The 26,908-nt window shown below is 73.2% G+C and carries 23 protein-coding genes and 1 pseudogene; 21 read left to right on the plus strand and 3 right to left on the minus strand.

Annotated features, from left to right (window positions below; all coding sequences use genetic code 11):
* Positions 1-51: 51 nt before the first annotated feature.
* The 7 genes from HUN58_RS05965 to HUN58_RS05995 all read left to right on the plus strand — a co-directional run bounded on the left by HUN58_RS05965 (position 52) and on the right by HUN58_RS05995 (position 7,377).
* Positions 52-1,572 carry a pyridoxal-dependent decarboxylase gene (locus tag HUN58_RS05965; protein WP_254631628.1) on the plus strand — a complete coding sequence of 507 codons (1,521 nt, stop codon included), beginning with the start codon at positions 52-54 and terminating at the stop codon, positions 1,570-1,572.
* Positions 1,569-2,963 carry a lysine N(6)-hydroxylase/L-ornithine N(5)-oxygenase family protein gene (locus HUN58_RS05970; protein WP_180225454.1) on the plus strand — a complete coding sequence of 465 codons (1,395 nt, stop codon included), beginning with the start codon at positions 1,569-1,571 and terminating at the stop codon, positions 2,961-2,963. Before HUN58_RS05965 ends, HUN58_RS05970 begins: the two co-directional genes overlap by 4 nt.
* Positions 2,960-5,320 (plus strand): GNAT family N-acetyltransferase, encoded by a 2,361-nt coding sequence (locus HUN58_RS05975; protein WP_180225453.1) that lies wholly within the window; start codon positions 2,960-2,962, stop codon positions 5,318-5,320. Before HUN58_RS05970 ends, HUN58_RS05975 begins: the two co-directional genes overlap by 4 nt.
* An 82-nt stretch (positions 5,321-5,402) precedes the next feature.
* Entirely contained in the window at positions 5,403-5,873 is a 471-nt protein-coding gene (locus tag HUN58_RS05980) for a RidA family protein (RefSeq protein ID WP_180225452.1), read from the plus strand.
* Positions 5,874-5,942: 69 nt separating this feature from the next.
* The gene (locus HUN58_RS05985) at positions 5,943-6,389 is read left to right on the plus strand and encodes a CrcB family protein (RefSeq protein ID WP_180225451.1); all 447 of its coding nucleotides are present in this window, start codon (positions 5,943-5,945) and stop codon (positions 6,387-6,389) included.
* The gene (locus HUN58_RS05990; RefSeq protein ID WP_180225450.1) at positions 6,386-6,775 is read left to right on the plus strand and encodes a CrcB family protein; all 390 of its coding nucleotides are present in this window, start codon (positions 6,386-6,388) and stop codon (positions 6,773-6,775) included. The genes HUN58_RS05985 and HUN58_RS05990 overlap by 4 nt, the downstream gene beginning before the upstream one ends.
* Positions 6,772-7,377, plus strand: coding sequence for a histidine phosphatase family protein (locus HUN58_RS05995; RefSeq protein WP_180225449.1), 606 nt, complete (start codon positions 6,772-6,774; stop codon positions 7,375-7,377). Before HUN58_RS05990 ends, HUN58_RS05995 begins: the two co-directional genes overlap by 4 nt.
* A gap of 154 nt (positions 7,378-7,531) precedes the next feature.
* On the opposite strand, the gene HUN58_RS06000 is transcribed toward HUN58_RS05995, so the two are convergent.
* Positions 7,532-8,599, minus strand: coding sequence for an FUSC family protein (locus HUN58_RS06000; protein WP_180225448.1), 1,068 nt, complete (start codon positions 8,597-8,599; stop codon positions 7,532-7,534).
* Between the two features lie 224 nt (positions 8,600-8,823).
* Between HUN58_RS06000 and leuC the strand changes: the two genes are divergently transcribed.
* The 6 genes from leuC to HUN58_RS06030 all read left to right on the plus strand — a co-directional run bounded on the left by leuC (position 8,824) and on the right by HUN58_RS06030 (position 15,326).
* A complete protein-coding gene (gene leuC, locus HUN58_RS06005) occupies positions 8,824-10,275 on the plus strand; it encodes a 3-isopropylmalate dehydratase large subunit (RefSeq protein WP_180225447.1) in 1,452 nt (483 codons plus the stop codon).
* Positions 10,275-10,871, plus strand: a complete 597-nt coding sequence (leuD, locus tag HUN58_RS06010; protein ID WP_114850093.1) for a 3-isopropylmalate dehydratase small subunit — start codon at positions 10,275-10,277, stop codon at positions 10,869-10,871. The genes leuC and leuD overlap by 1 nt, the downstream gene beginning before the upstream one ends.
* Positions 10,871-12,238 (plus strand): UDP-N-acetylglucosamine 1-carboxyvinyltransferase, encoded by a 1,368-nt coding sequence (gene murA / locus HUN58_RS06015; RefSeq protein WP_058742013.1) that lies wholly within the window; start codon positions 10,871-10,873, stop codon positions 12,236-12,238. Before leuD ends, murA begins: the two co-directional genes overlap by 1 nt.
* Before the next feature lie 4 nt (positions 12,239-12,242).
* Positions 12,243-13,091 (plus strand): 1-acyl-sn-glycerol-3-phosphate acyltransferase, encoded by an 849-nt coding sequence (locus HUN58_RS06020; protein ID WP_241490183.1) that lies wholly within the window; start codon positions 12,243-12,245, stop codon positions 13,089-13,091.
* Between the two features lie 91 nt (positions 13,092-13,182).
* Positions 13,183-14,196, plus strand: a complete 1,014-nt coding sequence (locus tag HUN58_RS06025) for an NAD(P)H-dependent glycerol-3-phosphate dehydrogenase (protein ID WP_058742053.1) — start codon at positions 13,183-13,185, stop codon at positions 14,194-14,196.
* Between the two features lie 32 nt (positions 14,197-14,228).
* A complete protein-coding gene (locus tag HUN58_RS06030; protein ID WP_180225446.1) occupies positions 14,229-15,326 on the plus strand; it encodes a D-alanine--D-alanine ligase family protein in 1,098 nt (365 codons plus the stop codon).
* A 112-nt stretch (positions 15,327-15,438) separates the two neighbouring features.
* Here HUN58_RS06030 and HUN58_RS06035 read toward each other — a convergent pair whose 3' ends face one another.
* Positions 15,439-15,924, minus strand: a complete 486-nt coding sequence (locus HUN58_RS06035; RefSeq protein WP_058742014.1) for a DUF3515 family protein — start codon at positions 15,922-15,924, stop codon at positions 15,439-15,441.
* 24 nt (positions 15,925-15,948) lie between these two features.
* Here HUN58_RS06035 and thiL point away from each other — a divergent pair, with 24 nt between their 5' ends.
* Positions 15,949-16,944, plus strand: a complete 996-nt coding sequence (thiL, locus tag HUN58_RS06040) for a thiamine-phosphate kinase (protein ID WP_180225445.1) — start codon at positions 15,949-15,951, stop codon at positions 16,942-16,944.
* 40 nt (positions 16,945-16,984) lie between these two features.
* Here thiL and HUN58_RS06045 read toward each other — a convergent pair whose 3' ends face one another.
* Positions 16,985-17,548, minus strand: a complete 564-nt coding sequence (locus tag HUN58_RS06045) for an RsmD family RNA methyltransferase (protein ID WP_114850091.1) — start codon at positions 17,546-17,548, stop codon at positions 16,985-16,987.
* Positions 17,549-17,674: 126 nt separating this feature from the next.
* On the opposite strand from HUN58_RS06045, the gene HUN58_RS06050 reads away from it, so the two are divergent.
* The 7 genes and pseudogenes from HUN58_RS06050 to HUN58_RS06080 all read left to right on the plus strand — a co-directional run bounded on the left by HUN58_RS06050 (position 17,675) and on the right by HUN58_RS06080 (position 26,905).
* Entirely contained in the window at positions 17,675-19,897 is a 2,223-nt protein-coding gene (locus HUN58_RS06050) for an ATP-dependent DNA helicase RecG (RefSeq protein ID WP_180225444.1), read from the plus strand.
* A gap of 91 nt (positions 19,898-19,988) precedes the next feature.
* A complete protein-coding gene (coaD, locus tag HUN58_RS06055; protein ID WP_114850089.1) occupies positions 19,989-20,492 on the plus strand; it encodes a pantetheine-phosphate adenylyltransferase in 504 nt (167 codons plus the stop codon).
* A 54-nt stretch (positions 20,493-20,546) separates the two neighbouring features.
* Positions 20,547-21,110: a DUF177 domain-containing protein gene (locus HUN58_RS06060; protein WP_306669567.1), complete on the plus strand. Its 564-nt coding sequence runs from the start codon at positions 20,547-20,549 to the stop codon at positions 21,108-21,110.
* 44 nt (positions 21,111-21,154) lie between these two features.
* Positions 21,155-21,358, plus strand: a complete 204-nt coding sequence (gene rpmF / locus HUN58_RS06065; protein WP_056126067.1) for a 50S ribosomal protein L32 — start codon at positions 21,155-21,157, stop codon at positions 21,356-21,358.
* Positions 21,359-21,371: 13 nt separating this feature from the next.
* Positions 21,372-22,098, plus strand: a pseudogene (rnc, locus tag HUN58_RS06070) (ribonuclease III).
* A gap of 4 nt (positions 22,099-22,102) precedes the next feature.
* Positions 22,103-23,077, plus strand: a complete 975-nt coding sequence (mutM, locus tag HUN58_RS06075) for a bifunctional DNA-formamidopyrimidine glycosylase/DNA-(apurinic or apyrimidinic site) lyase (RefSeq protein WP_114850086.1) — start codon at positions 22,103-22,105, stop codon at positions 23,075-23,077.
* Positions 23,078-23,155: 78 nt separating this feature from the next.
* Complete coding sequence (locus HUN58_RS06080) at positions 23,156-26,905, plus strand: chromosome segregation SMC family protein (protein WP_180225443.1); 3,750 nt, start codon at positions 23,156-23,158, stop codon at positions 26,903-26,905.
* Positions 26,906-26,908: the final 3 nt, after the last annotated feature.

Raw genomic sequence — 26,908 nt, forward strand, 5'->3', positions numbered from 1 at the left:
CCCCCGTCCGCGGGTACCCGACCGCTGGAAGTAAGGATAGCCTTCCCTAACGTGAACAGCTCCGAACCACAGCTCGAGATCCTCGACACCGCCCGGGCCGACCGCTACCGGGCCGTCGTCCACACCGCCGTCGACCGGACCGCGGACCGCTTCGCGTCGGTCACCGCGCCGACCACCGACACCCCGGCCGCCGTGCTCCGGGACCGGGTCGCCGCGATCGACCTCGACCGCCCGCTCGGGACCGCCGAGGCCGCCGTCGCGGAGGTCGACACGCTCTTCTGCGCCGAGGCGGTCTGGTTCCACCACCCCGGCTCCCTCGCGCACCTGAACTGCCCGGTGGCGGTGCCCGCCGTCGCCGCGGAGACGGTGCTCGCGGCCGTGAACCCCTCGGTCGACACCTGGGACCAGTCGCGCATCGGCACCGACATCGAACGGCGCGTGGTCCGCTGGGCCGCCGGGACGATCGGCTTCGCGGACGGGGACGGGATCTTCACCTCCGGCGGGACCCAGTCGAACCTGCACGCCCTGCTGCTCGCACGGCAGGCCGCCACGAGCCGGACGGGCCGGGCCGGTCGCCGTCCGGCGCTCGACGACCTGGTCGTGTTCGCCACCGCGTCGAGCCACTTCAGCGTCCGCAAGTCGGCGATGGTCCTCGGGCTCCCCGAGCACGCCGTCGTCGACGTCGCGGCCGACGCCGCCGGCCGCATGCGCCCCGACGCCCTGGCCCACGCCGTCGCGGACGCCCGCCGCGAGGGCCGCACGCCGATGGCCGTCGTCGCCACCGCCGGGACGACCGACCGTGGGTGCATCGACCCGCTCGAGCCGATCGCGGACGTGTGCGACCTCGAGGACGTCTGGCTGCACGTCGACGCCGCGTACGGGTGCGGACTGCTCGTGTCCCCGACGCGCCGGCACCTGCTCGACGGGATCGAACGGGCGCGGAGCGTCACCGCGGACTTCCACAAGTCGTTCTTCCAGCCGGTGTCCTCGAGCGCGCTGCTCGTGCGGGACCCGGCCGACCTGGGCCGTGCGGCCTGGCACGCCGACTACCTGAACCCCGAGGACGCCGACGAACCGAACCAGGTCGACAAGTCGCTCCAGACGACCCGGCGCTTCGACGCGCTCAAGCTCTGGGCGACGCTGCGGGCGAGCGGTGCGACCGCGATCGGCCGTGCGTTCGACACCGTGCTCGACGTGACCGAGCAGGTGCACGAGCACGTGGGTGCGCACCCGGACCTGGTGCTCGTCGCGCCGACCCAGCTGAGCACGGTGCTGTTCCGCTGGCAGCCGGACGGGGTCGTCGACGCCGATGCGGACGTCCTCGTCGCACCCCTGCGCGCCGCACTGCTCGCCGAGGGGCGGGTGCTCGTCGCGAAGACCGTGGTCGACGGTCGGCCGTGCAACAAGCTCACGCTGCTCGACCCCGGGACGAGCGCCGAGCAGGTCGTCGCGGCGCTCGACCACGTGGTCGCGACCGCGGAGCGCCTGCACAGCGAGCGCCTGCACTGCGAGCGCACCGCGACGACGACGAGCCACACCCGCCCCACCGAGCCGACGGGAGCCAACCGATGACCCCGACCCCGACCACGACCACGACCACGGGCACCGTCCACGACCTCGTCGGCGTCGGCATCGGCCCCTTCAACCTCGGCCTCGCCTGCCTGACGGACCCGGTCGCCGACCTCGACGCCGTGTTCCTCGACCAGGCCGACGGCTTCGCCTGGCACCACGGCATGATGCTCGACGACGCCACGATCCAGGTGCCGTTCCTCGCCGACCTCGTGACGATGGCCGACCCGACCTCGCCGTACTCGTTCCTCGCCTGGCTGAAGCAGACAGGACGGCTCTACCCGTTCTACATCCGCGAGGACTTCCACCCGCTGCGCAGCGAGTACGACGCCTACTGCCGGTGGGCCGCCGACCAGCTCGACACCCTCCGCTGGGGCCGTCGCGTCGTCGCCGTCGAGCACGACCCCGAGACCGACCTGTTCACGGTGCACGCCGAGACCCCGACCGGGCCCGAGACCTACCGTGCCCGCCACGTCGTCACGGGCATCGGCACCGAGCCGGCCGTCCCCGAGGCCCTCCGCGACCTGGACGGCCCCGTCGTGCACTCCGCCGGGTACCTGCCCGCCCGCGAGGACCTGCGCCGCGCCGACTCGATCGCCGTCGTCGGCAGCGGGCAGTCCGCCGCCGAGGTCTACCGCGACCTGCTCGAGGGCATCCGCGACGGTGGGTACCGCCTCGACTGGATCACCCGCTCGCCCCGGTTCTTCCCGATGGAGGACACCAAGCTCACCCTCGAGATGACGAGCCCGGAGTACACCGACCACTTCCACGCGCTGCCACCCGCCGTGCGCGACCGCCTCGGTCGCGAGCAGCGCGGGCTGTACAAGGGGATCAGCGCCGACCTCGTCGACACGATCTACGACACGCTCTACCGGATCAGCGCCCGCGGACCCGTCCCCACGACGCTCCGCACGGACACGAGCGTGGTCGCGGCCGAGTGGCTGCCCGGCCGCGACCGCTTCCTTCTGACGCTCCGGCACGCGCAGCTCGGCACCGAGGCGACGCACGAGGTCGCCCGGCTCGTCCTCGCGACCGGGTACCGCCCCCGCACGCCCGACTTCCTCGCCCCTGTCGAGCACCTCGTCGCCCGCGACGAGCGCGGCCGGTTCGCGGTCGCCCGCGACCTGCACGTCGACACCCTGGGCGGCCGCATCTGGGTGCAGAACGCCGAGGAGCACACGCACGGCCTGACCGCGCCCGACCTCGGGATGGGCGCGTGGCGGAACGCGTCGATCATCCGGTCCGTCACGGGGCGCGCCGTGTACGGCCTGGAGGATCGGATCGCCTTCCAGGAGTTCGGCCTGCCCGGCGGGCGGCCGGCTCCCGGAGCGTCGCCGGTGGCGGCGAGCGCCGCCACCACGCGCCTCCCGGAGGCCGCGGGGGTGCGCGCATGAGCGCCCGCACGGCCGAGCGCGACCTGGCGCGCGCAGCCACGAGCCTCCTGTCCGTCGAACCCGTGGACCCGGGACGGGATGCCGCCCTGCTGGGGTCCTGGCTGGCGGAGCCCGCGTCGTCCTGGTGGGGGATGGCGGACCGCGACGTGGACGCGGTCCGGCCGTACCTGACGGCGGTGCGCGACGACCCGGCGCAGGCGGGGTGGCTGCTCCGCCGCGACGGCGCGCCGATCGCCTACGCCGAGACGTACGACCCGGCCGTCGTGCTGCTCACCGACGTGTGGGACGCCGAGCCGGGCGACGTCGGCATGCACCTGCTCGTCGCACCGCCGCCCGCCGAGGGACGGGTGCACGGCCTGACGAGCGCGGTGATGCGAGCGGTCGTCGAGCACTGCCGCGACGTGCTCGGCGCGCGCCGTGTCGTCGTCGAGCCGGACGTGCGGAACACGGCCGTGCAGCAGAAGAACGCCGAGGTCGGGTTCCGAGCGCTCCGTGTGGTGGACGTCGACGGCAAGCGGGCGCTCCTCTCGGTGCTCGACACCGCGCGCATCGGGGTGCCGGACGACGGCGGGCCGGCGGCGCACCTGCGGCCGGAGCACCTGGAGCCCGCGGAACGGCACCTCGTCGCGAAGGCGATCGCCGAGTTCACGCACGAGCGGTTGATCGCCCCGCGTGCGGACGGCGACGGGTGGGTGCTCGACGCGGGGGACTCGACCTACCGGTTCCGGGCGCGGGTGCACACGCTCGAACACTGGGTGCTCGACGAGGACTCGCTGACCCGGACCCGCGACGGCGTCCCCACGCCGCTCAGTGCGCAGGAGCTCGTGCTCGACCTGCGGCACGCGCTCGGGATCCCGGACACGATGCTCGGGACCTACCTGGACGAGATCGCGTCGACGCTGGCGAGCGCGGCGGCGAAGCACCGGCGAGGCGGGCCGTCAGCGGCGCAGCTGGCGCGGGGGCGGTCGGGTGGGGGCGGTCTTCTCGCGGGCTCGTCGGTCACGTCGGTCGGCGACGTCGTCGCGTCGTTCCAGGACGCCGAGGCCGCGATGACCGAGGGGCATCCGGCCTTCGTCGCCGCGAACGGGCGGATCGGGTTCGGGCTCGACGAGTACCACGCCCACGCCCCGGAGGCGGGCGCCCGCTTCCGCTACCGGTGGCTCGCCGCACGGCGGGAGCACACGCACCTGGCGCTCGCCGCGGACCGCACCGAGCACGACCACTGGGCCGCCGAGCTCGACACGGCGACCGTCGCAGGCTTCCGCGCGATGCTCGAGCGCCGTGGCCTCGACCCCGACGGGTACACCTGGTTCCCGGTGCACCCGTGGCAGTGGCAGCACCGGATCGCCGTGACCTTCGCGCCCGACCTCGGTCGGCAGGACCTCGTCGACCTCGGCGAGGGACCCGACGAGCACCAGCCACAGCAGTCGATCCGCACGGCGTTCAACCGGAGCCGTCCCGCGCGCTCGTACGTCAAGACGGCGCTCGCCGTGCAGAACATGGGGTTCCTCCGCGGCATGTCCCCCTTGTACATGCGGACGACCCCCGCCGTGAACGACTGGGTCGCCGGACTCGTCGACGCCGACCCCGTGCTCGCCGACGCCGGCTTCGGCGTGCTCCGCGAGCACGCCGCCATCGGGTACACCGGGGACGCGCACCACCGCGTCGACGTGGCGTCACCACAGCGGAAGATGCTCGCCGCGCTCTGGCGGGAGAGCCCCGTGCCGCGGCTGGGACCGGGGGAGCGGCCGATCACCATGGCCGCCCTGCTGCACCGGGACGCGCGCGGTCGATCGGTGGCCGCTGCCCTCGTCGCACAGTCGGGCCTCGACGCCGCGGACTGGGTGCGCCGGTACCTCGACGCGTACCTCCGACCCGTCGTTCACTGCCTCACCGAGCACCAGCTGCTCTTCATGCCGCACGGCGAGAACCTCGTGCTCGTGCTGCGCGACGGCGTGGTCTCCCGGGTGTTCATGAAGGACATCGGAGAAGAGGTGGTGGTCGTCGGCGACGTCGCCGTCCCGGTCGGCACCGAGCGGATCGTGCACCCGGTCGACGACGCCGAGGCGGCCCTCGGCGTGTTCACCGACGTGTTCGACGGGGTGCTCCGGTACCTCGCCGCGATCCTCGACGAGGACGGGGTCCTGTCCGGTGCGACGTTCTGGCGGTTGGTCGGCGCGTGCGTGGACGACGCCGTCGTGGGCCGTGCGCGACCGCTCGACCTGCGGGCGCCGGACTTCGAGCACTCGTGCCTGAACCGGCTCCAGCTGCGGAACACCCTGCAAATGGTGGACCTGTCCGCGCAGACGGAGTCGCTCATCCGAGCGGGGCGGATGCCGAACCCGATCGGGCGCTGAGCGCGGGCGGCGCCGGGCCGCGCCGTGCTGCGCCGGGTCGTGCCGTCGCGCCGGCCCGGCGCGGCTCTGCCAGGCTGGGGCCATGACCGGTGTCGTCCAGCTCGTCCGATCCGACCGACTCAGTGACGTCGCCGAGTACGCGTGTGCGGCGACCGCACCCGCCGACGCCCGCCTGGTGTTCGCGGCCGGGGCGTGCCCGCTCGACGAGCAGGGTCGGACCGTGGCGGTCGGGGACCACCGCGGGCAGGCCGCCCGGTGCATGGCCAACCTCGAGACGGCGCTCGCCGCGGCCGGAGCGGGGCTCGGCGACCTGCTCCACACGCGGGTGCTCGTGGCGTCCTCGCGGCAGGAGGACCTCGTCGCCGCGTGGCAGGTGGTCCGTGCGGCGATGGGCGACCACGACGTACCGAGCACCCTGATGGGTGTCACTGTCCTGGGCTACGACGACCAGCTCGTCGAGGTCGAGGGCGTCGCCGCGGTCCGGGACGGAAGCGGTATCGTCGGGATGTCGTCAGACCCGGCAGTGGGGCCTGCCGGACCCAACCGCGGCTGAGCCGCCAACGGTCCCTGTTCCGAGATGAGTGCACGCGTGCGATGCCGCGTGCTCGGTGACAGGAGACCCATGACGACCGCGACCGACCGCCCCCCGCACCGCCGCTGGCCGTACCTCGTGCTCGTCGCCCTCGGCGGCGCGATCGGCACCGGTGCCCGTGCGGCGCTCGCCGCGGCCCTGCCCGCGGTCGACGGCCTGAGCTGGACGATCCTCGCGATCAACGTCGTCGGGGCGCTCTGCCTGGGCGCGCTGCTCGAGTCGCTCGCGCACCGCGGCCCCGACGTCGGTGCGCGCCGCACCGTCCGCCTGTTCGTCGGCACGGGTGTCCTCGGCGGCTTCACGACGTACTCGACGCTCGCCGACGACACCGCGAAGCTCCTCGACGTCGGCCGGTGGGGCGCGGGCACCGGGTACGCGCTGCTGTCGGTCGCGCTCGGGGTGGTGGCCGCGGCCGCGGGTGCGTGGCTCGCCGGGGCCCGCCGCTCGCGCCGCGCCCGGACGGAGGACGCCCGGTGAGCCCCCTCGAACTCCTCGTCGTCTCGCTCGGCGGCGGCCTGGGCTCCGCGCTCCGCTTCGCACTCGACGGCACCGTGAAGGCGCGGGTGGCACGGGCCACGCTGGGGTGGTTCCCGGTCGGCACGATGCTCATCAACGTCACCGGATCGCTCGTGCTCGGGGTCGTGACCGGGCTCGGCGAGGCGGGCACGCTCGGCCTGCCGCTGGTCGCGGTCCTCGGGACGGGCATGATGGGCGGGTACACGACGTTCTCGACGGCGAGTGTCGAGACCGTGCAGCTGTTCCGGTCCGGGAAGCCCGGGCCCGCCGTGCTCAACGGCCTCGGGATGCTCGTCGTCTCGGTCGGCGCGGCTGCGCTCGGCCTGTACCTCGGAAGGAACACATGACCTCGGAACGCCCCGGCGAACTCGTCCTCGTCCGCCACGGAGAGACGGAGTGGTCGAAGAGCGGTCAGCACACCGGCCGCACCGACATCCCGCTCACCGAGAACGGCATCGAGCAGGCGAAGCGCGCCGGACGCTACCTGGCGGACCGGACGTTCGCGCGCGCGCTGTCGAGCCCGCTCGAACGCGCCCGCGAGACCGCGCGGCTCGTCGGTGTCGACCCGGAGCTCGACGAGGACCTGTACGAGTGGGACTACGGCGCGTACGAGGGCTTGACCACCCCGCAGATCAAGGTCAAGCGGCACGGACCCTGGGACCTCTGGACCGACGGCGTCCCCGCGGGCGACACCCCGGGGGAGAACGCCGCCGAGGTCCGCGTCCGCGTCGAGCGCGTGCTGAACCGGGTGCGCCCGGTCCTCGCCGAGGGGGACGACGCGATCGTGGTCGCCCACGGGCACGTCCTGCGCGCCCTCGGTGCCGCCTGGATCCGCCTCGCGCCGCAGGACGGTGCCGTGCTGAAGCTCGGCACGGCCACGGTGAGCTCGCTCGGCTACGAGCACGGCCGCCCGGTGATCGACTCCTGGAACATCGCACCGCGCGACTGATCCCGGGGGCGGAACGTCCCATCGCACGTGCGATCGGAGGACGATCCGCGCGTGGACAGCCGGAACGAACGGCCTTCCATGCGCAGGTCGTCCTCCTTCGCGCGGAACAGCCTCCGACGCGCGGATCGGCCGAGCAGACCACCCGCCCCGCGGCTCAGACCGTGCGGATCGCGCCCGTCGCGCCGAGCGCCCGGCCCCGCCGACGCTCGATCAGCCGCCCGACCACGAGGAGCGCCACGCTCACCACGGCGCCGAGCGTCGTCTGCGCGATCCGGTCGAGTGCGAGGAGCTCCGGCGCCTCGGGCAGGCTCAGCCACGACACCGCGAGCGCGAGCGGCGTGAGGAACAGCAGCGTCACGGCGTAGTGCCGCGCGACGAAGATCTCGGCGAAGAACTGCCCGACGACCGCGATCACGACGATCCACCACGCCGAGGGCTCCAGGAGCAGGATCCCGACGGCGACCACGGTCCCGCCGATCGTGCCGACGACGCGCTGGAACGCGCGCCGGACGGTGTGCCGCTGCCGGATCGCGGGCAGGGTCGACACCACGGCGACGACCGCCCAGTACGGGTGCCCGAGGGCCGGGACCGACTCGGCGACGGCCCCCGCGACGAGCGCCCCGACGACGTTCAGCCCGACGGTCTCCCACAGTGCCGGCGTCCGCAGGACCGCGAACGACCGGTGCTTGTGCGGCGCGATCGGACGGAACACGTGCGGTGCGCGCGGGTGCAGCACGAGCCGGATGACCGCCCCGGACATCGCCACGAGCCACGCCCACACGACCGAGCCGACGATGATCGTCGCGACGAGCGGCAGGTCCGCCGGCCGCACCGGGACGAGGGCCGACACGCAGAACGCGAACACCGGGAAGATCGGCTGGGCCGGGATCGTCTGCAGCGTGCTGAGGGTGCACACCGCGACGACGAGCACCACGATGAGCCCGGTGCCCTGCAACCACAGCGGTGCGCCGGACATCGACACCGCGATGCCCGCAGCCATGCACGCGGCCTGCAGCAGCCCGGCCACCCCGGTGGTCACCATCCGCTGTCGGTACGGCTCGGTCGCGCCGAAGATCGCGGTGAACCCGGCGAACATCGCGAACGCCGCGTACCCGGGCATCCCGAGCGCGATGAGCAGGGCGAGCGGGGCGCCGCCGGCGATCGCGGCGCGGGCTGCGCCCTCGAGGTTGGTGGTCCGGGTCGAGTGCGCAGGTGTCGTCATGTCCTCCCCATCATCCCACCGCGACAGGTGTCGTCCGGGACCGCGGGTGCTCGGCCCGCCCCGGCGCGCAACGCGACCCACCACCGGACGGGGAGGATCGTGGCGGCCCCGCCCCGTGCCTCCAGTCCCGCCCTGCGCACGCGCGTTGGTATACCAACCTGCTAGTCTTGCTGGACCGAGCCGCGCACGCGGCGCATCGACGTCAACGAGGAAGGGTCGAGCCGATGGGAAAGACGCTCGCCGAGAAGGTGTGGGACGACCACGTCGTGGTCACGGGCGAGGACGGCAAGCCGGACCTCCTCTACATCGACCTCCACCTCGTGCACGAGGTGACGAGCCCGCAGGCGTTCGACGGCCTGCGCCAGGCCGGACGCCCGGTGCGCCGCCTCGACCTCACGATCGCGACCGAGGACCACAACACCCCGACCCTCGCGATCGACCGGCCCATCGCGGACCCCACCAGCCGCACGCAGATCGAGACCCTGCGCCGCAACTGCGCGGAGTTCGGTGTGCGCCTGCACTCGCTGGGCGACAAGGAGCAGGGGATCGTCCACGTGGTCGGTCCGCAGCTCGGCCTGACCATGCCGGGTATCACGGTCGTGTGCGGCGACTCGCACACGAGCACCCACGGCGCGTTCGGCGCGATGGCGTTCGGCATCGGCACGTCCGAGGTCGAGCACGTCCTCGCCACGCAGACCCTGCCGCTGAAGCCCTTCAAGACGATGGCGATCACGGTCGAGGGCACGCTGCGCCCCGGGGTCACGGCGAAGGACATCATCCTGGCGGTCATCGCGGAGATCGGCACCGGCGGCGGGCAGGGCTACGTGCTCGAGTACCGCGGCTCCGCGATCCGGGCGCTCTCGATGGAGGGCCGCATGACGATCTGCAACATGTCGATCGAGGCCGGTGCCCGCGCCGGCATGGTCGCCCCCGACCAGACCACCTACGACTACGTGCAGGGCCGCGACCACGCGCCGACCGGCCAGGACTGGGACGACGCCGTCGCGTACTGGGACACGCTCGCGACCGACGACGACGCCGTGTTCGACGCCGAGGTGTTCATCGACGCCGACGCCCTCGAGCCGTTCGTCACCTGGGGCACGAACCCCGGCCAGGGCGTCTCCCTGTCCGAGTCGGTTCCTTCGCCTGCTGACTTCCAGGATCCGAACGACCAGGCCGCGGCTTCGCGCGCCCTCGAGTACATGGACCTGCAGGCCGGCACGCCGATGAAGGACATCGCGGTCGACGCGGTGTTCATGGGCTCCTGCACGAACTCCCGCATCGAGGACCTCCGGGCCTTCGCGTCGATCATCAAGGGCCGGTCGAAGGCGCCCGGTGTCCGCGTGATGGTCGTGCCGGGGTCCGCCCGGGTCCGGCTCGAGGCCGAGGCGGAGGGGCTCGACCAGGTCTTCACGGACTTCGGCGCCGAGTGGCGGTTCGCCGGCTGCTCGATGTGCCTCGGCATGAACCCCGACCAGCTCGCACCGGGGGAGCGCTGCGCGAGCACCTCGAACCGGAACTTCGAGGGCCGCCAGGGCAAGGGCGGGCGCACCCACCTGGTGTCGCCGCTCGTCGCGGCCGCGACCGCCGTCCGCGGCACGCTCTCCAGCCCGTGGGACCTCGCCACCGACGACGAACTGAACGACGTCGTGAACAGCACCGAAGGGGCCAACTGATGGACAAGATCACCACCGTCACGGGGATCGCCGCCCCGCTGCAGCGCTCGAACGTCGACACCGACCAGATCATCCCCGCGGTGTACCTCAAGCGCGTCACGAAGACCGGCTTCGAGGACGCCCTGTTCGCCGGGTGGCGCCAGGACCCCGAGTTCGTGCTCAACCAGCCCGTGTTCCAGGGCGCGCAGGTGCTCGTCGCCGGGCCGGACTTCGGCACCGGTTCCTCGCGCGAGCACGCCGTCTGGGCGCTCCGCGACTTCGGGTTCCGCGTCGTCGTCTCACCCCGTTTCGCGGACATCTTCAAGGGCAACGCGGGCAAGCAGGGCCTGGTCACCGCGATCGTGACCGAACCGGAAGTCGAGCGGCTCTGGGCCGAGATCGCGGCGAACCCGGGGATCGAGGCGACCGTCGACCTCGTCGCGCAGCGCGTGTCGCTCGGCGCGGTGGACGTGCCCTTCGAGATCGACGCTTACACTCGTTGGCGGTTGATGGAAGGGCTCGACGACATCGGGCTCACCCTCCGTGACGAGTCCTCGATCACGGAGTTCGAATCCCGCCGCTCCAGATGGCGGCCGAAGACATTGCCGGTGAAGTAGTGAACTCCCTCGTACAGGACGCAGCAGCAGCAGGGGCCCGCGTCGGCCTGAAGTCGGACGAGATCGTCATCCGGGGCGGCAAGCCGCTCGTGGGACGCATCGAGGTCCGCGGCGCGAAGAACCTCGCGACCAAGGCGATGGTGGCGTCCCTGCTCGGTGACACCCCGTCGATCCTCAAGGACGTCCCGGACATCTCCGACGTCAAGGTCGTCCGCGGCCTGCTCGAGGTGCACGGTGTGCGCATCACGGATCCTGCACGAGGCGAGCTCATCCTCGACCCGTCGAACGTCGAGTCGGCGCACTTCGCCGAGATCGACGCGCACGCCGGGTCGAGCCGCATCCCGATCCTGTTCTGCGGCCCGCTGCTGCACAAGCTCGGCGAGGCGTTCATCCCCGACCTCGGCGGCTGCCGCATCGGTGACCGGCCGATCGACTTCCACCTCGACGCCCTCCGCGCGATGGGCGCCGTCGTCGACAAGCAAGTCAACGGCATCCACCTGACCGCACCGGACGGCCTCCGCGGCGCGAAGATCGAGCTGCCGTACCCGAGCGTCGGCGCGACCGAGCAGGTCCTGCTGTCCTCGGTCCTCGCCGAGGGCGTGACCGAGCTCCGCAACGCCGCGATCGAGCCCGAGATCATGGACCTCATCGCGATCCTGCAGAAGATGGGCGCGATCGTCACGGTCGAGCCGTCCCGCACGATCTTCATCGAGGGCGTCGAGTCGCTCCGCGGCTACACGCACCGCGCGATCAACGACCGCAACGAGGCCGCCAGTTGGGCCTCGGCCGCGCTCGCCACGAACGGCGACATCTTCGTCGAGGGCGCGGACCAGCAGGACCTCATGACGTTCCTCAACGTCTTCCGCAAGGTCGGCGGCGGGTTCGACGTCCAGGAGGACGGGATCCGCTTCTACCGCGAGCGCGAGGTCCTGCGCCCGGTCGTCGTCGAGACCGACGTGCACCCCGGCTTCATGACCGACTGGCAGCAGCCGCTCGTCGTGGCGCTGACCCAGGCCGAGGGCACGAGCATCGTGCACGAGACCGTCTACGAGAACCGCTTCGGCTTCACCGACGCCCTGAACGAGATGGGCGCCGACATCGTCGTCCACAAGGAGGGGCTGCCCGGCCACGACCGTCGCGTCGCCCGCCGCCCGTTCGAGCAGGCCGCCGTCATCACCGGGCCGACGCCGCTGCACGCCGCGAACGTCCGCGTCCCCGACCTGCGCGGCGGCTTCAGCCACCTCATCGCGGCGCTCACCGCCGAGGGCGAGTCGCACATCACCAACGTCGGCATCATCAGCCGGGGCTACGAGCACTTCATCCCGAAGCTGCGCAAGCTCGGCGCCGACTTCGACTTCGCGGGCTAGGCGCGTGGCTGCTGACGCGGCCGGTCGCGGCCCGGCAGACGGCGCCGGCGACGGCCTGGAGGCACGGCGCACGTCCGCCACGGACGTCACGACGGGTCTGCCCACGCCCGGGCGCCGGTGGCGACGCGGTGAACTGAACACCGCGTTCCGCATCACCGCCTCCGTCGTGATCCCGGTCTTCCGGTTCTCGGCGCGGTACCACTGGCACGGGTCGAAGCGGCTGCCGGAGGGCGGCGCGTTCGTGCTCGCCCCGAACCACTTCACGAACATCGACCCGCTCGTGGTGGGCACGGCCGTGTGGCTGTCCCGGCGCGCCCCGCGGTTCCTCGCGAAGGCGTCCCTCTTCAAGGTCCCCGTCTTCGGCAAGCTCATGTCGGGGATGGGCCAGATCCCGGTCGAGCGCTCCGGACGTACGCGGCTGAGCGACCCGCTCGGCGGCGGCAGGTCGGTCATCGAGCAGGGCGGCGCGATCATCGTCTACCCCGAAGGGACGCTGACCCGCGACCCCGACCTGTGGCCGATGCGCGGCAAGACCGGCGCGGTGCGGATCGCGCTCGAGAACGACGTGCCGCTCATCCCGATGGCCCACTGGGGCACGCAGGGGATCATGGCGCGGTACGGCAAGAAGCTGAAGCTGTTCCCGCCGACCCGCGTCGACGTGATCGTCGGCGACGAGGTCGACCTGTCGGCGTACCGCGGCCGACCGATCGACCAGCAGATGCTGCTCGAGGCCACCGCGATCGTCATGCAGCGCATCACCGAGCTGCTCGAGGAACTGCGCGGCGAGACGGCTCCCGCCACCCGCTGGGACCCGTCCGCGAACAACCAGAAGGAGACCGGCAAGTTTGAGTGACCACGGCACGGGCCTCCGCCCGCACGAGGACCACCCGGACCCCGCGGTCGCCGCACCCGGCGCGGTCGACACCGCCGCCATCCGCGTGGTGATGCAGTCGACCGACAAGCCGCGCGTCGCCGTGATCGGTGCCGGCAGCTGGGGGACCACGTTCGCCAAGGTGCTCGCCGAGGGCGGTGCCGACACCGTCGTCTGGGCGCGCCGGCCCGAGGTCGCCCGCGAGATCACCGAGACGAAGCGCAACTCCGACTACCTGCCCGGCATCAACCTGCCCCGGACCCTGACGGCGTCGACCTCGCTGTCGGCCGTGCTCGACGGCGCCGAGCAGGTGTACGTCTCGGTCCCGTCGCAGTCCCTGCGCTCGAACCTGGCCGCGATCGCGCCGCTGCTGCCCGAGGGCGTCCCCGTCGTCAGCCTGATGAAGGGCGTCGAGAAGGCCACCGGGCTGCGGATGAGCGAGGTCCTGCACGAGGGACTCGGCATCGACCGCGACCGGATCGCCGTCGCGAGCGGCCCGAACCTCGCGCTCGAGATCGCCCGTCGGCAGCCGACCGCGGCCGTCGTGTCGTCGACCTCGATCGACACCGCCACCGCGGTCGCCGCGGTCGCCACGAACCCGTACTTCCGGTCGTTCACGAACACCGACGTGATCGGGACCGAGTTCGGCGGCGTGCTGAAGAACCTGATCGCCGTGGCGATCGGCATCGTGGACGGCGTCGGCTACGGCGAGAACACGAAGGCGTCGATCATCACCCGCGGGCTCGCCGAGATGACCGACTTCGCGGTGTCCCTCGGGGCGCAGCCCTCCACGCTGTCCGGGCTCGCCGGGCTCGGGGACCTCATCGCCACGTGCCAGTCGCCGCTCTCGCGGAACAACACCGCCGGGCGACTGCTCGGGCAGGGGTACCGCTTCGACGAGGTCGTGCGGCAGATGGACCAGACCGCCGAGGGGCTGGCGTCGGTCGCTCCGATCCTCGAACTCGCGGCGGCGAACGGCGTCGACATGCCCATCGTCGGGCAGGTGGCCGAGGTCCTCGCCGGTAGGCTCGACCCGCGCAACATCGCGCCGCACCTCACCGAGACCGACGAACCCCAGGGCGAGTGACCGGTCCGGTCCCGACCAGCAAGGGGACTGCCATGCCCACGATCGCTCCCGCGACCACGACCGTCGCCGTGCTCTTCGGCGGGCGCTCCAGTGAGCACGAGATCAGCTGCGTGACCGCCGGTGGGATCATGGACGTCGTCGACCGGTCGTCCTACCACGTCGTGCCGATCGGCATCACCGCCGAGGGTGCGTTCACGCTGCAGGCCGACGACCCCGCGCAGTGGGCGCTCCGGGACGGCGTGCTGCCGACGGTGCCCGACAACGGCACCCGCGTGGCGTTCCCGACGTCCCCCGCGACGAACGAGCTCGTCGTGTCGCACCCGGACGGCTCGGTCGAGACGATCGCCGTCGACGTGGTGTTCCCGATCCTGCACGGCCCCTTCGGCGAGGACGGCACGATCCAGGGCCTCCTCGAGATCGCCGGGCTGCCGTACGTCGGCGACGGCGTGCTCGCGAGCGCCCTGGCGATGGACAAGCACACCGCCAAGGCCGTGCTCGAGCACGCCGGGCTCCGCGTCGCGCCGTGGAACACGGTGCTCCGCCGCGAGTGGGCCGCCGACCCGGTGGACGTCGCCGAGACCGTCGCCGCGCACGGTTGGCCGCTGTTCGTGAAGCCCGCGCGCGCCGGTTCCAGCATGGGCGTCTCGCGGGTCGACGAGCCGTCGCAGCTCGGTGCCGCGATGGACCTGGCGTTCGAGCACGACTCGAAGGTCATCGTCGAGCCGCGGGTCGTCGGTCGCGAGGTCGAGGTCGCCGTGCTCGAGGGCCGCGACGGTGTGCCGCGAACGAGCCTGCCCGGCGAGATCGTCGTCGCCGAGGACGGCTTCTACGACTTCGCCTCGAAGTACCTCGGCGGGGACGAGGCGCTGCTCTGCCCGGCGCCGCTCACCGAGGCCGAGACCGACGAGATCCGGTCGATCGGTGCTCGTGCGTTCGAGGCGATCGGCGGCGCGGGACTCGCCCGCGTCGACTGCTTCCTGACCGACGACGGCTTCGTGGTGAACGAGGTCAACACCATGCCCGGGTTCACGCCGCTGTCGATGTACCCGCGGTGCTGGGCGGCGTCGGGCGTGTCGTACGGCGAACTCGTGACGGAGCTCATCGAGCTGGGGCGCGCCGCCGTCCGCTGACGCGCGACGGGTCGTGCGTCAGCCCGAGACTCGCGTGCAGCGACGAGTCGCGGCGTGGCGCGACCGAGTCGTGTCGGTCAGCCCGAGACTCGGGGCGACTGGCGGCCGTGCGTCAGCCCTGCACCTGCGACGGGTCGAGGCACTCGCGTCCGTCCTTCGGCAGCGTCGACACCGCGTCGGAGAGGTCCTGCACCACCTGTGAGGTGGTCAGCTTCGTGTCGATGACGACCTGCACCGCGGGCGTGCGGCCGAACGTGGTGAACACGATCTGCGCGCCCCGGTCGTCGCGGATCCAGTCGACCCCGCCCTGGCTGAAGCACGGCAGGTCGGACACGGTCGGCACCGCGACGCCGCAGTGGTAGATCGCCGCCTCGGGGTCGCCCCACGCGGCGGTCGACTGCGCGTTCGTGTTCCGCATCGCGTACTTCGTGTCGACGGTGCTCGGCAGCCGGACCTGCACGGCGGCGCACGCGGCCGCGTCGGCAGAGGGCGCCGGGGACATCGAGACGGCGTTCGTGCAGCCCGTCAGGCCGGCGGCGAGGGCCACGGCCACGCCCGCGATCGCGGTCCAGCGGAGGGGGCGGCGCACGGTGTCCATCGGGGTCCAGGCTACCGTTCTGATGTGGACGCACCGAACGAGGCCTGGGCCGGACCGACCGTCGGCGAGGTCGGTGAGCTGGCCGTCCTGGACCGCATCGTCCGACGGCTCCCGCCCGGGTCACCCGAGGTCGGCCCCGGCGACGACTGCGCCGTGGTGTCGGCGCCGGACCGCCGGTTCGTCGTGACGACGGACATGATGGTGCACGGTCCGGACTTCCGGTGGGCGTGGTCCTCGCCGGCCGACGTCGGGTGGAAGGCCGCGGCGACGAACCTGTCCGACGTCGCGGCGATGGGCGCGGTCCCCACGGCGCTCGTGATCGCCCTCGCTGCACCGCAGGACACCCCGGTGGCGGTCCTCGAGTCCTTCGCGGACGGGGTCCGGCAGGCCGTCGACGCGTTGGCGCCCGGGTGCGGTGTCGTCGGCGGCGACCTCTCGACGTCGGCGACGTTCACGGTGTCCGTCTCGGCGTTCGGCGACCTCGACGGACACGCACCGGTCCTGCGCTCGGGGGCCCGTCCCGGCGACGTCCTCGCCGTGTCCGGCGAGCTCGGCCCCGCGGCGCGCGGGCTCGCCCGGCTCTTCCGTGACGGCGTCGACGCCGACGGCGAGCCGTCCCGCGCGGCGACGCTCGCGAGCGGTGCCGACACCGACCCGGACGTCGCGCGGCAGCGGCGTCCCGTCCCACCGATCGCCGACGGCCCCGCGGCCGCGGCTGCGGGGGCCACGGCGATGCTCGACCTGTCCGACGGCCTCGCGATCGACGCCGGTCGCCTCGCCCGCGCGAGCGGGGTCACGCTGGCGTTCGACGCCGAGGCCGTCCCCGAGGGCCCTGCGCTGCACGGCGGCGAGGACCACGGGCTCCTCGCGACCTTCCCCGCCGGGACGGACCTGCCCGGGGGCTTCCGGCGGATCGGCAGCGTGCTCGACCGCGGCGACCACGACCTGCTCCGCGCCGGCGTCCCGGTGCCGACCTCCGGCTGGGACCCCTACGCGGACTGGGACGGCGCCGCGGGCTGACACGCCTGCACCCGTCCAGCGAGCACCACCGGCCCCCGCGTCACACGCTCGGTGCGACGGCCTCCCACGCCACGGTCTCGCCGTAGCTCCGCTTGCTGAAGGGCTCCAGTCCCGCGGGCCACGTCGGCTCCGGGGAACGCTTGCTCCGCTCGACCACCACGACCGCACCAGGGGTCAGCCGCGGCACGAGCGCCTCGAGCACCTCGGCGATCTCGTGCTCCGTGACGTCGTACGGCGGGTCGATGAACACCAGGTCGAAGGTCCGCACCGTCGCCCGCAGGAACCCGAGCGCCGGCTGCGGGTGCACGTCGACGCGCACCCCGGGGACCCGCTGCTGCACGGCCCGTGCGTTCGCCCGGCACGCCTCGGCCGCCCCGGAGGCACGGTCCACCAGGACCACCTCGACCGCGCCGCGGGACGCCGCCTCGAGCCCGAGCGCGCCCGTGCCGGCGTACAGGTCGGCCACCGCCGCGTCGTCGACGAGCCCACGCGCCTCCAACGAGGAGAACAGCGCCTCGCGCACCCGGTCGCTCGTCGGTCGCGTCCCGGACTTCGGCACGCGGAGCGTCGTGGAACCGGCGGCACCGGCGATGATCCGTGTCATGCAGCCACCGTAGCGGCCGCCGGGCGCCACCCCGGGTCCCTCCACAGGCTCGCGTGACCAGTCGCCTGCTCCACAGGCCGGACGGGAGGATCGGGGCACGTCGGCCGTGCCGGGTACCGTGGTCGCGTGGTCACCTCCGCGAGCCCCGCACCGGCGGTGGCGCCCGACCTGGGTCCGGCGCCGCTCGACGCCCGGCTGAGCGGCGTGCTCGGCGGCCGGACGGCGACGGCGATCGAGAAGGCGTTCGGGTACCGCACCGTGGGGGAGTTCCTCGAGCACGCCCCGCGGCGCTACGCCGAGCGCGGTGCCCTGACGGCGCTCGACTCCCTGGCGATCGGCGAGTCCGTGACGATCGTGGCCGAGGTCATCGACGTCCGCGAACGCACGATGCGCGCCCGCCGCGGGTCGATCCTCGAAGCGAAGATCGGCGACGGCAAGGGCCTCCTGACGCTGACGTTCTTCAACCAGGGCTGGCGGACGAAGGACCTCGTCCCCGGTGCCCGGGGCGTGTTCGCCGGCAAGGTGGGCGACTACCGCGGCGCCCGGCAGCTGGCGCACCCCGACTACGAGCTGTTCGACGCGGACGACCCCCGTGCGACCGCGGACCCGGAGAGCGACGAGGCCATCCGCTGGTCCCGCCAGCCCATCCCGATCTACCCGGCGACCGCCTCGCTGACGTCCTGGCAGATCGCGAAGGCCATCGGTGTGGTGCTCGACACCCTGCCCGACGTCGACGACCCGATCCCGGCACCGGTCCGGAACCGACTCGGCCTGGTGCCCTTCCGCCGGGCACTCGAGCTGCTCCACCGGCCGGAGAAGGTCGCGGACTTCAAGCGCGCCCAGGACGCCCTGCGCCACCGCGAGGCGTTCGTGCTGCAGACCGCGCTCGTCCAGCGGCGGATCGCGGCCAGGGCGACCGCGGCGACCCCGCGGCGTGCAGCTCCGGGCGGCATCCTCGAGCGCTTCGACGCGACGCTGCCGTTCACGCTCACCGACGACCAGCGTGCCGTCGGCGCCGAGATCGACCGCGACCTCGCCGGCGAGTGGCCGATGCACCGGCTCGTGCAAGGTGAGGTCGGTTCGGGCAAGACCCTCGTGGCGATCCGCGCGATGCTCACGGTCGCCGAGTCCGGCGGTCAGTCGGCGCTCATCGCCCCGACCGAGGTCCTGGCGGCGCAGCACCTGCGCTCCATCGTGAAGTTCCTCGGACCGGACCTGGCCGCCGAACTCCGTCCCGTCATCCTGACCGGCTCCCAGTCCACCGATGAACGCCGACGGGCCCTGCTCGCCGCCGCGTCCGGCAGCTCCCGCCTCGTCGTCGGCACGCACGCCCTCCTCGGCGACCGCGTGGACTTCGCCGAGCTCGGGCTCGTCGTCGTCGACGAACAGCACCGCTTCGGCGTCGAGCAGCGCGAAGCACTCCGCACGAAGGGCGCGACCCCGCCGCACGTGCTCGTCCTGACCGCCACGCCGATCCCACGAACGGTGGCGATGACGGTCTTCGGCGACCTCGACGTCTCCACGATCACGGGCCTGCCCTCAGGACGCGCGGGCGTCGAGACCTTCGCCGTCGGGCTCGCCGAGCACCCCGGGTGGGAAGCCCGGATCTGGACCCGGATGGCCGAGGAGCTCGCTGCGGGGCGCCAGGCGTTCGTGGTCTGCCCGGCGATCGACGACGCCCACCGCGAGGACGACGGCGACGCCGACCCGGACGGCGACGACGCGCCGAAGCGCGCGCCCGCCACGGTGCTCGCGACGGCCGAGCGGATGCGCGCGATGCCCGTGCTCCAGGGCCGCCGGATCGAGGTCCTGCACGGTCGGATGTCCGCCGACGAGAAGGACCGCGTGATGACCTCGTTCGCGGCCGGCGACGTCGACGTGCTCGTCGCGACCACCGTCATCGAGGTCGGGGTCGACGTCCCGAACGCCTCGATGATGGCCGTGCTCGACGCCGACCGGTTCGGGGTGTCCCAGCTCCACCAGCTCCGCGGGCGCATCGGCCGCGGGCAGTACCCGGGCGTGTGCCTGCTGGTCACCACCGCCGAGGCCGAGACGGTCTCCCGCGAGCGCGTCGACGCGGTGGCGGCCTCGGACGACGGCTTCGAACTCGCCCGGGTGGACCTCGAACTCCGCCGCGAAGGAGACGTGCTCGGCGAACGGCAGTCCGGCGGCCGGTCGTCGCTCAACCTGCTGCGCGTGGTCGAGCACGCCGACCTCATCGTCGACGCGCGCGAGGAAGCCGAGCGGGTCCTCGAGCCGGACCCGCAGCTGCAGGACCACCCGGCCCTGCGCGAGGCCCTCGCGCGCCGCCTGGACGAGTCCGACGCCGCCTTCCTCGGCAAGAACTGACAGCACGCGGTCGGAGGCGGCGGCACGCGGCCGGACGCGACCACACGCGCTCCGAGGCACCCGAGCACCCGGACTCGGTAGCGTTGCGGCCATGGCCCACATCGCCGTCGTCCCCGGCTCCTTCGACCCCGTGACCCTCGGGCACCTCGACGTCATCGGACGGGCCGCCCGGCTCTTCGACGAGGTGCACGTCCTCGTCGTGCACAACCCCGACAAGAAGCCCGCCATGTTCGAGGCCGCTGACCGGGTGCGGCTCATCGAGGCCTCGCTCGCCGAGGTCGGCGTGCCGGGGGACGTCCGGGTCGGCGAGTGGACGTCGGGCCTGCTGGTGGACTACTGCCGGCAGGTCGGTGCCGGGGTCCTCGTGAAGGGCGTCCGCTCGGGCGAGGACGTCGCCTACGAGACGCCGATGGCGATCATGAACCGGCACCTCGCGGACGTCGAGACGGTGTTCCTGCTGCCGGAGGCCTCGCGGGCGCACGTCTCGAGCTCCCTCATCCGCCAGGTCTCCACCCTGGGCGGCGACGTCACGCCGTACGTCCCCGCCGTCGTGGCCGAGGCGCTGGCACAGCGCACGGGCGCGACCGACGACTGACACGCCCTCCCGCCACCTCGACTCTCCGCCCGGTTCGCGCTAGGCTCGTCGATCGTGTCTTCCCCCGTGAACAGCCCCTACGCCCTGCGCGTGCGTGACCTCGCGCACCGTCCGGGCGAGATGCGCGAGCACTCGCTCGACGTCGAGGTGCCGGACGCGATGGGTGCGGGCGTCATCGCCGTCCGCACGGGGGCGCAGCTCCACCTGGACGTCCGACTCGAGGGCCTGCACGAGGGTGTCCTCGTCTCCGGTCACGCCTCGGCAGAGGCGACGGGGGAGTGCTCGCGCTGCCTCATCGACATCAGCGAACCCGTCGAGGTCGATTTCGCCGAGTTGTTCGCGTATGATGCCTCGGAGGATTTCGACTTCTTCGTTCGCGACGACCACGTGGACTGCGAACCGGTCGTTCGAGATGCGGTGGTGCTGTCGCTGCCGTTCCAGCCGGTCTGCCGACCGGACTGCCCAGGACTCGACCCGGAGACGGGTGAGCGTCTGGCCGACCTCGACGGGTACACCCCTCGCGAGGTCCTGGACCCGCGCTGGGCCGCACTGAGCGGCTTCCAGGGCGCCGACGACACACCGAACCAGAGCCCCGAGGACGACGGCCGCACGGCCTGACGCTCCTCGCACACCGACCACCGACCTACCGAAAGAGGACCACCATGGCCGTTCCCAAGCGCAAGCAGTCCCGTGCCAACACGCACGCCCGTCGTTCGCAGTGGAAGGCCGCGCCGGTCCAGCTCGTGAAGACGATCGAGAACGGTCAGGTCACCTACAGCCTCCCGCACCGCGCGAAGGTCGTCGAGGACTCGGCCGGCACGCCCCTGTACATGGAGTACAAGGGCCGCAAGGTCGCCGACGTCTGATCGGACAGCACGCATGACCGCGACGTCCGGCACCACGGGGTCCCGCCCCGTGGGGCCGGACGTCGTTCGTCTGCAGGGCATCCTCGGCGTCGACCTCGACCCCGAGCTGCTCCAGCTCGCCCTGACCCACCGCTCGTACGCGTACGAGCACGGCGGGATCGGGCACAACGAACGCCTCGAGTTCCTCGGGGGACTCCATCCTCGGCCAGGCCGTGACCGTGAAGCTCTTCCGGTCCTTCCCCGACCTCGACGAGGGCGAGCTCGCCAAGCGGCGTGCGAGCCTCGTCTCGACGGTCGCCCTCGCCGAGATCGCCCGCAACATCGGGCTCGGCGCCTACCTGCGCCTCGGCAAGGGCGAGGAGCAGACCGGCGGCCGTGACAAGGCGTCGATCCTGGCGGACACCGTCGAGGCCGTGATCGGCGCGACGTACCTGTCCGCGGGCCCCGACGACGCGACCGACCTCGTGCTCCGCCTGGTCGAACCGCTGCTCGTCGACCCGGACCGCTTCGGCGCCGCGATGGACCCGAAGACGAGCCTGCAGGAGCTCGCCGCCAGCCTGGCCCTCGGCAACCCGTCGTACCGGGTGACCGAGGAGGGCCCCGACCACGACAAGACGTTCCACGCGACCGTCGTGCTGCAGGGCGAGGACGTCTCCACGGGCTCCGGCTCGAGCAAGAAGACCGCCGAGATGGCCGCCGCGCTCGACGCGTGGACGCGGCTGTCCGGCCGGGCGGCCTGACCGCGTGCCCGAACTCCCCGAGGTCGAGGTCGTCCGCGCCGGCCTCGAACCCGCCGTCAGCGGCGCCCGGGTCCTGCACGTGGACGTCGTCGACGACCGGGCGCTGACCCGGCACGACGGCCCCGCCGAGGACTTCGCGGAGCGCCTGACCGGGCGGACCATCGCCGCGGCCGTCCGTCGCGGCAAGTTCATGTGGTTCCCGCTGGCGCCCGGGCCGGACGGCGACACACACCCCGAGGCGCTCGTCACCCACCTCGGCATGTCCGGCCAGGTGCTCCTCGGCCGCGACCGCCCGGCGGCGAAGCACCGCCGCATCCTCATCGACGTGCAACCCGTCGGCACCGACCGCGACGGCGCCCCCGAGGCCCCGGTCCAGCTTGAGTTCGTCGACCAGCGGACCTTCGGGTCGATGGCGATCGACGCGATGGTCCCCACCGTGGACGGAGCGCCGGCCGGGTCCGCCGGGGCCGTCGACACCCGGGACCCCGACGCACCGTGGCGCCGCTCGATCCCGTACCAGGTGTCGCACATCGCGCGGGACCCGCTCGACCCCGCGTTCGACGACGACCGGTTCGTCGCCACGGCACGGAAGCGCTCGAGCGGCATCAAGCGGGTGCTCCTCGACCAGGGCGTCGTGAGCGGCATCGGGAACATCTACGCCGACGAGTCGCTGTGGGCTGCCCGCCTGCACTTCGACCGTCCGGCGGACCGGCTGCCCCGGGCCGACCTGCACCGGCTCCTCGCCGAGGTCCGGAGCGTCCTGGGCCGTGCGCTCGAGGACGGCGGGACGAGCTTCGACGCGCAGTACGTCAACGTGAACGGGCAGTCCGGGTACTTCTCGCAGCGCCTGGCGGTCTACGGGCAGCAGGGGAAGCCGTGTCCCCGGTGCGGCACGACGATCGTGCGCGAGGCGTTCATGAACCGGTCGAGCCACCGTTGCCCCGTGTGCCAGCCCGCCCCGCGCCCGCGCAGGCGTTAGCCTGACGCCCACCAGGACCACCGCCAGCGGCGGCAGCACCGCCGCCCCCAGCAGCGCAGCAGACCGCCCGGAGACCGCATGTACTTGAAGAGCCTGACCATCAAGGGGTTCAAGTCCTTCGCGCAGCCGACGACGTTCGCGTTCGAGCCCGGGGTGACCTGCATCGTCGGACCGAACGGATCGGGCAAGTCGAACGTCGTCGACGCCCTCGCGTGGGTGATGGGGGAGCAGGGCGCGAAGACCCTGCGCGGCGGCAAGATGGAGGACGTCATCTTCGCCGGGACCTCCACGCGCGGCCCGCTCGGCCGGGCGCAGGTGCTCCTGACGATCGACAACACCGACGGTCTGCTGCCGATCGACTACTCCGAGGTGACGATCTCGCGCACGCTCTTCCGGAACGGCGGCAGCGAGTACGCGATCAACGGCGAGAACTGCCGCCTGCTCGACGTCCAGGAGCTCCTGAGCGACACCGGACTCGGCCGCGAGATGCACGTCATTGTCGGGCAGGGCCAGCTCGACAAGGTCCTGCACGCCACCCCGGAGGACCGCCGCGGCTTCATCGAGGAGGCCGCCGGGATCCTCAAGCACCGCCGCCGCAAGGAGAAGACCCTCCGCAAGCTCGACGCGATGCAGACGAACCTGACGCGCCTGTCCGACCTCGCCGGAGAGATCCGTCGGCAGCTGAAGCCCCTCGGGCGCCAGGCCGAGGTCGCCCGGCGCGCGCAGTCCGTCGCCGCGGTGGCCCGGGACGCCAAGGCCCGCATCCTCGCCGACGACGTGGTCCGGCTCCGCCGCGAGCTGCACGACCACCAGGAGGTCGAGGCCGGCCGGAAGTCCGAGCGCATCGTGCTGCAGGAGCGCCTGGAGCAGACCAGGGCCCGGCAGCAGCAGGTCGAGCAGAGCATGGTCGGCGACGACGTCGACCGCGCCCGGACGGTCGTGCACCGGCTGGAGAGCGTCCAGGAGCGGCTGCGCGGCCTGTCCAGCCTGGCGAACCAGCGGCTGATGTTCCTCGCGCAGCAGGCCGACGCGCCGCAGCAGGGCCCGACGATCACCCCGGAGCGGGTGCAGGGCGTCCGCGACGAGGCCGCGCGGCTCGAGGCCCGTGCCGCCGCGATGACCGCGGGCACCGCCGACACCGCCCGTGCGGTCGCCGAGGCCCGCGCGCGGCTCGACGCCCTCGACGAGCAGATCGCCGCGCAGGCCGCCCTCGTCGCGCAGCACGACCTCGAGGCCCAGCGGCTCGCCGGTGCCGTCGACGTCGCGCGGTCGCGCCGCGGATCGGCCGTCGCCGACCGGGAGCGACGGGCGCGCGCCCTCGCCGAGGCCGAGGACCGTGCGGAGCGCGCGGCCGCGGCGCTGGCCGAGGTCGGCGTCGACCCCGCCGAGGGCGTCGACGAGTCCGCGCTGACGACCGCGCACGAAACCGCCCGGCACGACCTCGAGGCTGCCCAGACCGCGCGGGACGCGCAGCGCGACCGGCTGCACGCCCTGGAGCGCGAACGGGACGCCCTCGACGCGCGCGTCGCCGCGCTCGGCATGTCCATCGACGTGCGCGACGGCTCCCAGGCGGTCATCGAGGCGGCACGGGACGGCGTGCTCGGTCGCCTGGCCGACGCGCTCACCGTCACCGCCGGCTTCGAGGCGCCGGTCGCAGCCGCCCTCGACGGGCTCGCCGACGCCGTGCTCACCGCGGACCGCGCCGCCGCGCTCGACACCGTCGCGCACGCCCGCGCAGCGGACCTCGGGCGCGTCGACGTGGTGGTCGCCGACGCCGTCGACGACGGCCCCGGGCTGCCGACGACGCTGCCGGCCGGCGTCCGACCCGCCCTGGACGTCGTCCAGGGCCCGCCCGCCCTGACCGCGCTCCTCCGGACCACGCTGGTCGCGGTGGACGACACCGTCGACCTGGAGGCGGTGCTCGCCGCCGCCCCGCACGCCACGGTCGTCACGGGGTCGGGTGACCTCGTCCGTGCGGTCCGCGTCACCGGCGGCGGGGAGCGCGCGGTCTCCCGCATCGAGCTCGTCGCGGAACGCGACGCCGCCCGGGCCCGCCGCGACGCGGTCGCGACGGACGCCGAGGGCGCGGCCACGAGCCTCCAGGCCGCGCGGACCGCCGTCGAGGACGCGCGCCGCCGGACCGACGAGGCCGACCGCGCACTCCGCGCGCACACCGCGGCGAAGGCCGAGTACGACCGGTCGAGTGCGTCGACGCGCGCGAAGGCCGAGAACGCCGTGGCCGAGGTCGAGCGGCTGCGTGCCGCCCTCGCCGAGACCGACGGTGCCGGCGAGGCGGCCGAGGCCGCGCTCGCGGTCGCCGAACAGGACCAGCACGCGTTCGCCGAGCAGCCCCGGCCGGTCGTCGACGCGTCCGGGCGACCCGCGCTGCAGGAGGCCGTCGAGGCGGCCAGGGCCGCCGAGATCGAGCACCGCATCCAGGTCGAGACGGTGCGCGAACGCGCGCGGTCCGAGCGGAACCGGGCCGCGGGGCTCCAGCGGCAGCTCGAGGCGGAGCGCGCGGCCGCCGAGGAAGCAGCCCGACTCGCCGTCGTGCGGCGGGGGCAGATCGCGGTGGCCGAGAGCGTGCTCGCGGACCTGCCGGGGCTGCTCGGCGCCGTGGACCGCTCGCTCGCCGAGGCCCGCGTGCGGCTGGCCACCGAAGAGGCCGAGCGGACGAAGCGCAACACCGAGCTCCAGGTCATCCGGAACGAGGAGCGCGAGCTCCGGGACCGTCTGCAGACCATCACCGACGGCGTGCACTCCCTCGAGATGGAGATCTACGAGAAGAAGCTGCACGTGTCGGGGCTGCTCGACCGGGCGCAGAGCGAGCTCGGGCTGCCCGAGGCGGTGCTCGTCACGGAGTACGGGCCGCACGTGCCGGTGCCGGTGGACGTCCTGGTCGACCCGCGGGTCCTGGCGCGGCGGCACCGCGAGTCGGAGCGGGCGCGCGCGGCGGCGGAGCGGGACGCCGACACCGACACCGACGCCGCGGGCGTCGACGCGGTCGAGGCAGGGGCCGAGGACCTGGATGCCGACGACGTGGTCGAGCTCGTCGACGCCGGGTCCACGCTGCCCGGCGGTGCGGCCCTGCCCGAGTTCGACGCCACCGACGAGGTCGACCCCGTCTCGGTCGAGACCGTGCCCTACGTCCGCGCCGAGCAAGAGGCCCGACTCGCAGCGGCCGAGCGCGACCTCGGGCGGCTCGGCAAGGTGAACCCGCTCGCCCTCGAGGAGTTCCAGGCGCTCGAGCAGCGGCACGCGTTCCTCGCGGAGCAGCTCGAGGACCTGCAGAAGACCCGGACGGACCTCCTCACGATCATCGAGGAGCTCGACACGAAGATGCAGACCATCTTCGAGGCCGCGTTCCACGACACCCGCGAGGCGTTCGACGTGATCTTCCCGATCCTGTTCCCGGGCGGCTCCGGGTCGATCACGCTGACGAACCCGGACGACCTGCTCGCCACCGGCATCGACGTGCAGGTGAAGCCAGCCGGCAAGAAGATCGACCGCCTGACGCTGCTGTCCGGCGGGGAGCGGTCCCTCGCGGCGGTGGCGCTCCTCGTGGCGATCTTCACCGCGCGGCCGTCGCCGTTCTACATCATGGACGAGGTCGAGGCGGCGCTCGACGACGCGAACCTCGGGCGTCTGCTCACGGTGTTCGAGCGGCTCCGCGAGTCCTCGCAGCTCATCGTCATCACGCACCAGAAGCGCACGATGGAGATCGCGGACGCGCTGTACGGGGTGTCGATGCGGCAGGACGGGGTCTCGGCCGTGGTCGGGCAGCGCGTGCAGCGCCGCGAGCCGGAGCCCGCGGACGCGGTCGCGTAGCGC

Source organism: Curtobacterium sp. Csp1 (assembly GCF_013347185.1).